Below are 11296 nucleotides of genomic sequence, written 5' to 3' on the forward strand. Positions count from 1 at the left end.
ACCGGACCGATCATCTTCTATCACTCCGGGATGCGCAGCACCTGCCCCGGATAGATCTTGTTCACGTCCTTGAGCATGGGTTTGTTGGCGTCGAAGATCTTCTGGTATTTGTTCGGGTCGCCATAGACCCGCTTGGAAATGGCGCTCAGGGTGTCGCCACTTTTCACCTCCTCAAAGCGCGAAGCGGTGGCCCCCGGTGCACTGGCGGCGACGGTGATCTGGTCGTCGACCTTGTCGACGCCTGCGATATTGCCCAGGGCGAGTACGATTTTTTCTTTCTCTTCCTGGCTGGCTACTTCCCCCGTCACGATCACCGTGCTGCCTTGCACGGAGGTCTGGACATTGGGATTGCCCAGGCCAACCCTGGCAATGTGATCTTTCAGGGAGTCGGCCTGGGCGTCGCCCGGCGTCAGCAAATCAATGATCTTTTCTCCGGCGTCTTTCAGGAAACTGAAAATACTCATTGTTGTTTCTCCTGCGGCTCGAAAAGTCCGCACCCACAACCATAGCCCGCGACAGCCGGCCCGAGCGCCGGCCCGACAAACGTCAACGGGAGTGCGTAGAATCGGCCGACCGCCCAACCCCGGAGTGCCCATGGACATCAAGCAGCTGAAATTCCTGATTGCCCTCGACGAAACCCGGCATTTCGGACAAGCGGCGGCGCGTTGCAATATCACTCAGCCCACCTTGTCGATGCGCCTGCGCAGCCTTGAGCAGGAACTTGGGCTGGAGCTGGTCACGCGCGGGCAGCGTTTCGAAGGGTTTACCGCGCCGGGCGAGCGGGTACTGGCCTGGGCGCGCACGGTGCTGGCCGCCTATGACGGTTTGCAGGCAGAAGCGGCCGCCTGTCGGGGCCATCTGGTCGGGACGTTGCGACTGGGCGTGGTGCCGCTGTCGAGTTTCGACCCGCTGCCCTTGCTGCAACGCCTGCATCAGTTGCATCCCAACTTGCGTTTCGAGCTGTCATCGCTCAGTTCAGAGCAGATTCTGGAAAAGCTGGCGAGTAACCGCATCGATCTGGGCGTCTCGTACTTCGAGCGTCTCGACACCAGCCGCTTCGAAGCCCTGCCGCTGGGCGAAACGCGCATGGGCCTGTTGTATGACACTCGGCACTTTCAGTTCGGCGAGCAACCACTGAGCTGGAGCGACGTGACCGAACTGCCGCTGGGCCTGCTGACCGGCAGCATGCATTTTCGCCAGTCCATCGATTACAACTTCCACAGCCGGGGCCTGCAACCGCAGCCACTGTTGCAGACCGATGCGGTGTATCAGTTGATGCAGGCGGTTCAGGGCGGGCTGTGTTGCGCAATCATGCCGCTGCAAGGTGGCCTGGAAACGCTCGGCGACAGCCTGCGTTTGCACCCGATAGCCGACGCCCGCACCTTGTCCGGCCTGGGGCTGATCATGCGCAGCACGGCGCCGCGCTCGGCGCTGGCCGAGGTGTGTTTCGGCTTGATCGATATCGTCTATCACGGCATCGGAACTAGCGATTAGACGGATACCGGCAAGCGGCCTAGGCTTAAGACTGTCAATCTGCCGGTATTCCAGCCATGCATGCCAAGCGCACAGCCAGCACGGCGGCGGTCCTGGATGCGTCCGTGCCTGTCGCCAGCCAGTCCTACCAGTACGCCAACCTTGACGGCTCGCAAACCGGCGAAACCGCGCTGGCCGAAGAAGTCGCGCTGGCCATCGCCTATAACGGCATCAGCCAGGCGGTCATGCTGGTCAGCCCCACCGACCTTGAGGATTTCATCGTCGGCTTCAGTCTGGGCAGCGGCATCATTGCTTCGCCCGACGAAATCTATGACTTCAAACTCAGCGGTTGTGGCTCGGCCATGCAGGCCGAGGTCGACATCGCCAGCCGTGCGTTCTGGGCACTCAAGGAGCACCGCCGCCAGTTGACCGGCACCACCGGCTGCGGCCTGTGCGGTGTCGAGGCGGTCGAACAGGCGCTGCCGAAACTGGCGGTCTTGCCCGGCGCGCCCTTGCCGCCGGTCGAGTGGCTGGACGGCCTGCGCCAGCGCATCAGCGCGTTTCAACCGCTGGGCCGGCACAGCGGCGCGGTGCATGCCGCGTTGTTCATGGACGCTCAGGGCGAGTTGCTGATGGGCCGCGAAGACATCGGCCGGCACAACGCCCTGGACAAACTGATCGGCGCGCTGATCCGCCAGGGCATTCCCCTGGCGGGCGGCGTGGCCGTCGTCACCAGTCGCTGCAGCCTGGAACTCATCCAGAAGGCCTTGCGTGCCGGCATCCAGACTCTGGTCAGTCTGTCGTCGCCCACCGGTCTTGCCCTGCAATGGGCGCGCAGCCATAACCTCAACCTGATTCACCTGCCGCAGCACAGTGCGCCGCGGGTTTACAGCCCTGCGATGGAGAACCGACCGTGACTCATCATCAAGCCGACAAGACCCCGACACCCCGCTACAAACCCTACAAAGGGCCGGCAGGCGGCTGGGGCGCACTGATCAGCGTGACCCAGGCGTGGCTGGGCAGCGACAACGCGCTGAAAAACCTGCGCGCCATGCTCAAGACCAACCAGAACGGCGGCTTCGACTGTCCGGGCTGCGCCTGGGGCGACTCGCCGGAAAGCGGCATGGTCAAGTTTTGCGAAAACGGCGCCAAGGCGGTCAACTGGGAAGCCACCAAGCGCCGCGTCGACCCGGCGTTTTTTCAGCGCTACAGCGTCAGCCAGTTGCTGGAGCAGAGCGATTACTGGCTCGAATACCAGGGCCGCCTGACCGCACCGATGGTGTATGACCCGCAGACCGACCGCTACAAGCCCATCGAATGGGACGACGCCTTCGCGCTGATCGCCAGACACCTCAACGCCCTGCCCGACCCCAATATGGCCGAGTTCTACACCTCGGGCCGTGCCAGCAACGAAGCGGCATACCTGTACCAGCTGTTCGTGCGCGCCTACGGCACCAATAACTTCCCTGACTGCTCGAACATGTGCCACGAGGCTAGCGGTGTGGCCTTGTCGCAGAGCGTGGGGGTCGGCAAGGGCACGGTGACGTTCGATGACTTCGAGCACGCCGACGCGATTTTCGTGCTGGGCCAGAACCCCGGCACCAACCACCCGCGCATGCTCGACCCGCTGCGTGATGCGGTGAAACGCGGCGCCCAGGTGGTCTGCGTCAACCCGCTCAAAGAGCGCGGTCTTGAACGCTTCCAGCACCCCCAGCACCCGCTGGAAATGCTCACCAACAGCGACAAGCCGACCAACACCGCGTACTTCCGCCCGGCACTGGGCGGCGACATGGCGCTGCTGCGCGGCATGGCCAAACTGCTGCTGCAATGGGAGCGCGAAGCCCAAGCCAGCAACAGCGAGCCGGTGTTCGACCACGCCTTCCTCAACGAACACACCCACGGCCTGCTCGATTATCTGGCGGCGGTCGACGACACGCCGTGGGAAACGATTCTTGAGCAGTCCGGCCTGCCCATCGCCGACATCGAGCGCGCGGCGCGAATGTACGTCAAAGGCAAGAACGTCATCATGTGCTGGGCAATGGGCATCACCCAGCACCGCCATTCGGTGGCGACCATCCAGGAAATCGCCAGCCTGATGATGCTGCGCGGCAACATCGGCAAGCCGGGCGCCGGCCTGTGCCCGGTGCGCGGCCACAGCAACGTGCAGGGCGACCGCACCATGGGCATCAACGAACGCCCGCCGGTGTTCCTGCTCGACGCGCTGGAGCAGCGCTTCGGCTTCAAGGTGCCGCGCGTCAACGGCCATAACGTGGTCGAGGCCATTCATGCCATGGCCGAGGGCCGCTCCAAGGTGTTTATCGCCCTGGGCGGCAACTTTGCCCAGGCCACACCCGACAGCCCGCGCACCGCCGCCGCCTTGCAGAACTGCGACCTGACGGTACAGATCAGCACCAAGCTCAACCGCAGCCACTTGTTCCATGGCAAAGAAGCGCTGATTCTGCCGTGCTTCGGCCGCACCGATATCGACCAGCAAGCCGGCGGCCCGCAAGCCGTCACCGTCGAAGACTCGTTCAGCATGGTTCACGCCTCCAATGGCCAGTTACAGCCGTTGTCGAAGCAGATGCGCTCGGAACCTGCGATTCTGGCCGGCATCGCCAACGCGACGCTGGGCAAAAAACCGGTGGACTGGTTGTGGCTCACCGAAGATTACAGCCGCATTCGCGACCTGATCGCCGACACCATTCCGGGCTTCAAGGACTTCAATCAACGAGTCGCCAACCCCGGCGGCTTCTACCTGGGCAACTCGGCAGGCGCACGGCGCTGGAATACCCCGACCACCCGCGCCAACTTCAAGCCCAACAAGTTGCCGGGCAGCCTGATCGACGAGCGGGTGCTTGCAACGGGTCAGACACCTGACCTGATCATGCAGTCGATGCGCTCGCACGATCAGTACAACACCACGATTTACGGGCTGGATGACCGCTATCGCGGGGTCAAGGGCCAGCGTGACGTGGTGTTTGCCAACGAAGCGGACATTATTCGCCTGGGTTACCAGCCGGGTCAGAAAGTCGACCTGATTTCGATCTGGGGCGACGCGCACGAACGCCGGGTCAAGGGCTTCACCTTGCTGGCGTTCGATATTCCGGCCGGGCAAGCAGCGGCTTACTATCCCGAGGTCAACCCGCTGGTGCCACTGGAAAGCGTCGGCGACGGCAGCCACACGCCAACCTCGAAGTTCGTGGCCATTCGCCTGGAGCGTTCCGGCGAGTCGGCGCGCATTCTCTGACAAGTAAAGCGCCCATAAAAAAGGCCTGTTTCGCAATGAAACAGGCCTTGGTTAAGTAAGCTAAGACTGTCCAAATACAATTAAGTTCCCTATTAAAAACAACAACTTAGAACTTTGAGTAACAGTCGTGTTATTCGTCGGATTTGCATTGCATGAAGCATTTGTTAATTGCAGGATCGCGGCGTCATCAATCCGAGATTCCTCTATGAAACTCTCCTCGATTCTGCTGTTGTCTCTTTCTCTCGTGACCGGTTCTGCCATGGCTGGCGGAAACCTGGAAGCGGGCGTTGGTGGTGCATTGGGCGGGGTACTGGGTTCAGTCGTCGGTCAACAGATCGGCGGCAGTACAGGCTCTGCCATCGGTGCAGGCCTGGGCGGCGCGGCCGGTGGTGCGGTCGGCGCAGACCGTCGTAACCGTACCGAAGCCGCCATCGGCGGTGGCCTGGGCGCTGCCGGCGGCAACGTCGTTGGCCGCAGCGTAGGCGGCAACACCGGCAGCCTGATCGGCGCAGCCGCCGGCGGTGGCGCCGGTGGCGCGCTGGGTAACTACATGGGCAACGAAAGCCGCGAAGACGATCGCCGCTACCGTGGCGGCGATGACCGCCGCGAATACCGCGGTGGCCGTGGCCATCCAGGCAAGCACTACGGCCACCGCAAGCATGGCAAGCACGACCGCAACTGGCGTCATCGCTAAAACAACCACTGGCCGCTTACGAGCGGCCAGTTTGTTTTCAGGCGTTCAGCTCAGTGCCTGCAACGCTTCACGTAACAGCTCGGGAATCGGCGCCGGCTGATTGGACACCCGATCGACAAACACCTGCACAAAGCGCCCCGCTGCACAGGGTTCTTCTTCGCCGACTCTGAACACCGCCAGCTCGTATTGCACCGAGCTGCCGCCGAAGCGCGCCACCCGCAGCCCGACTTCGATCAGCTCCGGGTAGGCGATGGACGCAAAATAGTCGCACGACGAGCTCACCACCAGCCCCGCCACCTTGCCGTCATGAATATCCAGCCCGCCGCGCTCGATCAACCAGGCATTCACTGCACTGTCGAAAAAACTGTAATAGGTCACGTTATTGATATGGCCGTAGATATCGTTGTCTTGCCAGCGCGTGGTAATCGGCTGGAAGTGACGATAGTGGGAGCGCTTCAGTATCTCTTCAGACATGGTTTATGCTCTTGAAAAACGATAAAACAGTTCGACACGTTACAGGGGTCATGCAAGGAGCAACATGGATTCCAACAAAGAACCGGATGACGACGGCATCATCCGCATCAAACGCCTGGAACCGGGCCATGTCGACATCGTGCTGGGGGCGCACCCCAACAAGAATGTCCTTCCCCGCCCTGCGCCACGCCGCGCTTACGGGCTGATTATCCTCTGCACGCTATTGGCCATCCTCAGCGTGTTCCTGCTGGTGTCGCAATTCAAACGTCACAGTACCGAGTTGTTTCCCGTCGCCGCAAAGCCTGCCGCCAATACGCCACGCCACTGAGCGCCATTAGCACGCTATAGCCAAAGGCTTACACGTAATAGAGAGAAACTGCCATTTGCAGCCCCTCACGACAGGCCTATATTTGGATCCAACCACTGGTGAGCAGGAAGCCCGCCAGGATCAAGGACGATCGACCATGCCCGGATGCTGCTGACAGGGAGTTGGAATGGTCTTGGAACACAAACCCGCTTCGGCGGGTTTTTTATTGCCTGCGACAAAGTAAATGCGAATGATGCTTATCAGCATATATAGCCAAAGGCTTACATGGATTTAGGACAATCGCCCTTTCATGGCAGCTAAAAAAGCAATACATTGGATCCAATCCACTGACGAGCAGGAAGCTGGTCAGGATCAAGGACGATCAACCATTGCCTGGATGCTACCGACAGGGAGTTGGAATGGTTTTGGACACAAACCCGCTTCGGCGGGTTTTTTATTGCCTGCAATATGACGGGGTATCAAACCTGTCCGGCGCGCTGCTGCAACGCATGTCGGGCATGGCCGGCGTGCAGATAGTCGCCCACCAGAGTGACCAGTTCATCGGGGTTCAGCGACCGTCCGTTGTGACAGAAGCGCGTAAGCCTGAGGCGTATGAGGCGGTTCTTTTTATCCACCGACACGCCTGACTTGAAATGCGAGCGGGGGCTTGCCTGGGGTAGCGGTGCATCGTCTTCCAGCACAAAGACCAGGTACATGCCCTGGGCGATGTTCAGGCTGAACTCGGCAATGTTCACGATGGGCACCGGCTCTTTTATCCTGGCAAACACCAAGTGATCGGGTGTCAGCAACAGGGCGGTTTCGCCGGCACGACGGATCATGATCACCGAAGCAGGCAGCAAGCTGGCAATCGATGCCGCTATCACTACCCCGATAATGATGATCGGCTCTTTGACATCCCAGGCATCCTGCGTGAACAGCAAAGGTATGGCGATTGCCGCCACGCCGGCCAAGCCCACCAGGCCGAATAAAATACTCGTGATCCAGCCCTGAACATGCGCACCTTCATGAAAACGAACCTCGCCCGAGACCTGGCCGGCCACCTCGTGTAACTGCTGCACCAGTTCGGCGTCCTGAGCGGCGTAATGCTCGAGAAAATCCTGGCCGATCACTGCGCACAACGCCGGGGCATCGGCTAAGTAACCCTGCCAGTTGGCACACGCCTGCGTCGCCACGACGGGGCGCAGGCCGTGCGCGACCGCATCGTCGGCATCGACCTGCAAGGCGGCAAAACGCTCGCCGTTCGACGGGTGGCTATCGGACGGATGCGGTAACTGTACGGCCAGGTGTTCGGCAGGCAGCGCCAGCGTCTTTTGCGCCAGTTCTTCGAGCAGGCTGGCCGGCAGGTCGGCCGGCTGCGGGTCGTCATGCGGGTCGATGCGCGCTTGCAAAGCGTCCAGCAGCAGAGGTTCGATGGCGCTGATCCTGACCAGTGCCGACGCCGCCGCCAGATGACCGCCCAGCTTTGCGCCCGCCGCATCGGCCGCCAGCTCGCGCAGGCGGCTCCAGTGGCTGACCGAGTGATCGAAACACTCCAGAAAATACACGCCCAGCATGAATGCCGGACGCAAGAGCGTGCGCCGGAGCAGGCCGCCCTCGATCATCAAGCCGCCGATAACCCCCAGGCTGCGACCGATACCGTCGTAGACCGGCAAAAAACGCAGGCTGTACTCGGTGTCATCACCGACGAAATGTCCCAGCTCGTGGCCAATCACGGCACTGAGTTCAGCGGTGTCGAGCACGCCCAGATAAATGACCGGCACATGCAGCGTGCGGCCGGACAACGTGCTTTGGCACGGCAACAGCTCGATGTCGCTGGAGGTGACATAAAACCCTTCATGCAAGCCCACGACGATGTGCTCTGGCGCCAGCGCGCCAAGCCGGTCGGCCAGTGCGTTGACGAACGCCCATAATCCAGGTGCCTGCTCATGGCTCACCGGCCGGCCATGCACCGACAGCGCCACGGGTTCGAACATGTGCAGCATGACGCGCAGTTGCCTGACGACATGCCAGAGCGAATACAGGCACAGCAGCATGATGATCGCCGCCACGGCCATGACCTTCACCTCACCGGACGACAGCTTCCCGGCATGCCAGACACCCAGGCCTTCGAAGCCCAGCATCGCCACCACCGCCGCGCCCATCACCAGAATGTGGCCCACCAGCCCATAGGGCAGCACTTTGCTGGCCCGGGTAAAGATGCGCAGCAGGTGCTCGCGCGAACGTAACGCACGCGCGGCAGCGGACGAAAGGCCGATCAGGGCAGCCAGGCCAATGACGGTTGCCAGCAGGCTCAGGGCGATGACTGCGATGGCCAGCACCTGCCGGCTGCGGTCAATCGCCTGCAAGGTGTCCATGCCACTGGCGAGGCTGTCGATGCGTGCCAGAACCTGTGCCGCCGGCATCTTTGTGCCGCCCACGTCGACCATCTCCGAGGCGGGCCGGGCACGCAAGGTCTTGATCGTCGGCCCAAGATCCGTCAGCCAGGTGCGCAGCTCGGCATGTTCACGCGTGTTCGCCACGCTGCGTTGCAGTTCCCAGGCACCAAACAGCGCCAGGCACAGCGGCAACAGCACCAGTACCGCGACCAGCTTCAGGTTTTTCATGGGCATCCTTGAAAGTCGCTTATTTGCGACGGGCCTTGTGGCGCAGCGCTTGTCGCTGCAACCGCACCTGCACCATGGCCTCGCGCATTTCGCGGTGGCGCTTGCTGTTGAGCATCAGCAAGGTCAGCAGCGGCAGCAGCAGGCCTGCGACATACATGAACAACGGCACGCCGCGCTGCCCCCAATGCACACCGACCACCAGGATGCAGGCGACCATCGCTACCACAACCGGCCAGATGCCCCAGGGACGCCCACGAATGACCAGGAAATTGGCCGAGCACAGGTAGACCGAAAGGCCAAGGTTGGCGATGACCATGTATTTCCCGTAGTCCGAAAGCGTCGGTGGATACAGCTCCAAAAGCATGATCAAGGTCGCTGACAGGGCAAACAGCGCCAGGAAAAACGCGCCGATGAAGACAGGGAAATGCCGACGCAGGATCGTCATGAAGTCCATAGCGTCCCTCACTCGCCCAACTCCTCATAAAGGCCAATGACATGGTTTTGCACAATGGTGCTGCCTGCCAGTCCTGTGCCCACGCCAATCGCATCCTTGATCGTTACCGCAAACTTGGCCGAGATCTCAGCGGTCCCGTAGCGCTTGGGCAGGGTTCCGGCGGCTTGCAGCGCCTTGCGCAGCTTGGGCGTCAAGGCCGGGTTTTCAATCTTGTGCAGTTCATCGGTCAGGCGCTTGCGCTCTTGCCTGTTGAGGCCCTTGAGGCTCTCGTACCAACGGCGCCCGGTCATTGCCTTGCGCGTATTCAACAGTTTGGCAATGGTCAGGCCGGCAGACCCGACACCGGCCAACGCAACGATGTCCAGCGCTTGCGACATGCCCTGGTACCACTGCTCGCTGTCGAGGGCATCGTTTCTGGCAGGGTTGTTGATCTCATTACTGACCCGGGCCAGGCCAATGCCACATTGCGCGGTGCTGGCCGCCGTGGCCGCCAGTCCCAGCGAGGTAATCACCAGGCTCGCACCGCCGGTGAAGGGCACGATAGCAGTACCGCCGATCACCGCAATCCAGCCCAGCACCGCGCCGGTGCAGGCCATTGAAGCGCTGAAACCCTCATAAATCAGCCGCGATTCACGTGGGTTGGTTTGTACATGCTGGGCGAACTGCTGGGGAGAAATATTGCGTGGCGCCTCGCGCACGATGATCCGCTTGGGTTTGATGCTGCAGATCGGTGTGAACTCGCGCAGGGTCACCACATTGAAATCGGCATCGATGTACACCACCCCGGCCCCGACAATCGCAGGCTCGGCATCGATGGCGGCATAGATTTTTCTGACATTGATCCGGGCCTCGATGCTTTGCCGGGCCAACACTTGCGAAGGGCTGTTTCTCAGCCCGATCATGACTTCTGACATGCGTCTTCCTTGAAACAATACAAACAGGCGCCCCGTGCGGGGCCGCGCCGATCATTCAGATCGGCGGGCGTGTCATTAACGTACTCAGGCAGGGCAAGGCACCGGTGCCCAGTCGCCTACGTCAGGGCTTTTGCACATGCGGTCGACGTCGCTTTGACCGGCGGCGGCAACCGCCTTGCTCTTGTCTTGCTTGATCTTGGCCTGTTGCAGGGATTGCTCGGTGCCGACGGCTTCTTTCGGCACGTCAGGCAGCTTGCCGCGGTTGACCTTTGGCGGGTTCTTCGGCGGCTTCTTGCCCGACTGCGTCGAGGTTGTCACCAGGTTCGGCTGGTCGGCGGTGGCCACGACCACTACGTCGTTACGCTTGACGCCAACCTGTTGCAGGTCCGCCTCGTACGCCTGGGTGTAGTTGTTCAGGTCTTCGCTGGCGCGGCCATTCACGGCCACGATCAGGTCGTTGGACTCTTTCAGGCCAGCGACGATTTCGGCCAGGCGCTTGCGGCCTTCGACGGCGTCGATGCTGTTGGACTTGCGACCGGCAACCAGGCTGGCGAACTCGCGCTGGTAGCAGGATTGCGAAGCCTGGGCATAAGCGGTGCTGCGGTCGATGTCGGCTGCGCTTTTGCTGATGTCGGTGGCATAAGAGGCGATGCGCTGATTGTCATCGGCGATCTGCTTCTGGCGCTCGGTGTAATAACCGGCGGCGCCGCCGACCAGTGCACCGCCGGCCGCGCCGATGGCGGCATTACGGCCACGTTTTTCCGAGTTGCCAGTCAGGGCGCCGGCCAGCGCACCGCCCACCGCGCCGATGGCGGCACCGCTGACGACCGAGGTGGTCATGTCCGAATCGGTCTTGCGCAGGTGTTGTACCGGCTCGTAGCAGCTTGGGTAGTACTCGACCTTGGTGGTCGCGCCGACCTTGGACACCGGCGAGCTGGCGCAACCGGTCAACAGAACAGCGCTGAAACCGGCAGTGGCCATCAACAGGGTGCGGCTTTTGACGAAGCTTGCGAGGGGGTTGCGGGAAAAAGACATGACTGCGTTCTCTTCTTGAGGTTTTAACCAGCCCGGTACGGCCCCATGCCGTCCAGGTTTTTGCGTTACATACA

At 61.6% G+C, this 11296-nt stretch carries 11 protein-coding genes; 5 read left to right on the forward strand and 6 right to left on the reverse strand.

What is annotated here, in order from left to right; all coding sequences use genetic code 11:
- Positions 1-20 precede the first annotated feature (20 nt).
- Positions 21-464, reverse strand: coding sequence for a peptidoglycan-binding protein LysM (gene lysM / locus ACYP2A_RS31955; protein WP_459749938.1), 444 nt, complete (start codon positions 462-464; stop codon positions 21-23).
- 130 nt (positions 465-594) lie between these two features.
- Here lysM and ACYP2A_RS31960 point away from each other — a divergent pair, with 130 nt between their 5' ends.
- From ACYP2A_RS31960 to ACYP2A_RS31975, 4 genes are all read left to right on the forward strand, one after another.
- On the forward strand, positions 595-1494 hold the full coding sequence (locus ACYP2A_RS31960) for a LysR family transcriptional regulator (protein ID WP_459749939.1): 900 nt from the start codon (positions 595-597) through the stop codon (positions 1492-1494).
- Positions 1495-1550: 56 nt separating this feature from the next.
- Positions 1551-2390: a formate dehydrogenase accessory sulfurtransferase FdhD gene (fdhD, locus tag ACYP2A_RS31965; protein WP_459749940.1), complete on the forward strand. Its 840-nt coding sequence runs from the start codon at positions 1551-1553 to the stop codon at positions 2388-2390.
- Positions 2387-4720 carry an FdhF/YdeP family oxidoreductase gene (locus tag ACYP2A_RS31970; protein ID WP_459749941.1) on the forward strand — a complete coding sequence of 778 codons (2334 nt, stop codon included), beginning with the start codon at positions 2387-2389 and terminating at the stop codon, positions 4718-4720. Before fdhD ends, ACYP2A_RS31970 begins: the two co-directional genes overlap by 4 nt.
- 205 nt (positions 4721-4925) lie before the next feature.
- Entirely contained in the window at positions 4926-5414 is a 489-nt protein-coding gene (locus ACYP2A_RS31975; RefSeq protein ID WP_459749942.1) for a YMGG-like glycine zipper-containing protein, read from the forward strand.
- A 45-nt stretch (positions 5415-5459) separates the two neighbouring features.
- Here the strand turns inward: ACYP2A_RS31975 and ACYP2A_RS31980 are convergent, their stop codons facing one another.
- A complete protein-coding gene (locus ACYP2A_RS31980) occupies positions 5460-5888 on the reverse strand; it encodes an acyl-CoA thioesterase (RefSeq protein WP_459749943.1) in 429 nt (142 codons plus the stop codon).
- 64 nt (positions 5889-5952) lie between these two features.
- Between ACYP2A_RS31980 and ACYP2A_RS31985 the strand changes: the two genes are divergently transcribed.
- Positions 5953-6216 carry a hypothetical protein gene (locus ACYP2A_RS31985; RefSeq protein ID WP_459749944.1) on the forward strand — a complete coding sequence of 88 codons (264 nt, stop codon included), beginning with the start codon at positions 5953-5955 and terminating at the stop codon, positions 6214-6216.
- Positions 6217-6674: 458 nt separating this feature from the next.
- Here the strand turns inward: ACYP2A_RS31985 and ACYP2A_RS31990 are convergent, their stop codons facing one another.
- The 4 genes from ACYP2A_RS31990 to tagQ form a co-directional block, all read right to left on the reverse strand.
- A complete protein-coding gene (locus ACYP2A_RS31990) occupies positions 6675-8819 on the reverse strand; it encodes a M48 family metallopeptidase (protein WP_459749945.1) in 2145 nt (714 codons plus the stop codon).
- Between the two features lie 19 nt (positions 8820-8838).
- Positions 8839-9285 (reverse strand): hypothetical protein, encoded by a 447-nt coding sequence (locus ACYP2A_RS31995; RefSeq protein WP_459749946.1) that lies wholly within the window; start codon positions 9283-9285, stop codon positions 8839-8841.
- A complete protein-coding gene (locus ACYP2A_RS32000) occupies positions 9282-10187 on the reverse strand; it encodes an NAD synthetase (protein WP_459749947.1) in 906 nt (301 codons plus the stop codon). Before ACYP2A_RS32000 ends, ACYP2A_RS31995 begins: the two co-directional genes overlap by 4 nt.
- A gap of 84 nt (positions 10188-10271) precedes the next feature.
- Complete coding sequence (gene tagQ, locus ACYP2A_RS32005; protein WP_459749948.1) at positions 10272-11222, reverse strand: type VI secretion system-associated lipoprotein TagQ; 951 nt, start codon at positions 11220-11222, stop codon at positions 10272-10274.
- Positions 11223-11296 lie beyond the last annotated feature (74 nt).

Source organism: Pseudomonas sp. 3A(2025) (genome assembly GCF_054589175.1).